Source organism: Nocardiopsis halophila DSM 44494, from assembly GCF_000341245.1.
GTDB lineage: Bacteria > Actinomycetota > Actinomycetes > Streptosporangiales > Streptosporangiaceae > Nocardiopsis_A > Nocardiopsis_A halophila.
In genome coordinates this window covers 1-582 of the sequence record NZ_ANAD01000298.1, presented here as the reverse complement: position 1 = coordinate 582, position 582 = coordinate 1, and the positions used below count along the sequence as shown (strand labels likewise).

The 582-nt window shown below is 69.6% G+C and carries 1 protein-coding gene; it reads left to right on the top strand.

What is annotated here, in order from left to right:
- Window positions 1–582, top strand: a 582-nt coding sequence (locus D450_RS0129055) for a hypothetical protein (RefSeq protein WP_017542131.1), incomplete at both ends; no start/stop codon positions are given.

Below are 582 nucleotides of genomic sequence, written 5' to 3'. Positions count from 1 at the left end.
GGACGCCGGCATCGGGCTGGCGGTGGTGATCACCGAGGGCATCCCGGTGCACGACACCGCCGAGTTCTGGGCCTATGCCTCGTCCAAGGGCAACCGGACGCGGATCGTGGGGCCGAACTGCCCGGGGCTGATCACGCCGGGGCAGTCGAACGCGGGCATCATCCCGGCCGACATCACCGAGCCGGGGCGGATCGGGCTGGTGTCCAAGTCCGGGACGCTGACGTACCAGATGATGTACGAGCTGCGCGACATCGGTTTCTCCACGTGTGTGGGGATCGGCGGGGACCCGGTGATCGGGACCACGCACATCGATGCGCTGGCGGCGTTCGAGGCCGATCCGGACACCGATGCGATCGTGATGATCGGTGAGATCGGCGGGGACGCCGAGGAGCGGGCGGCGGAGTTCATCCGGGACAGCGTGTCCAAGCCGGTGGTGGGCTATGTCGCCGGGTTCACCGCTCCGGAGGGCAAGACGATGGGGCACGCGGGTGCGATCGTGTCCGGGTCGGCCGGGACGGCTCAGGCCAAGAAGGAGGCCCTGGAGGCGGCCGGCGTGAAGGTCGGCAAGACCCCCAGCGAGAC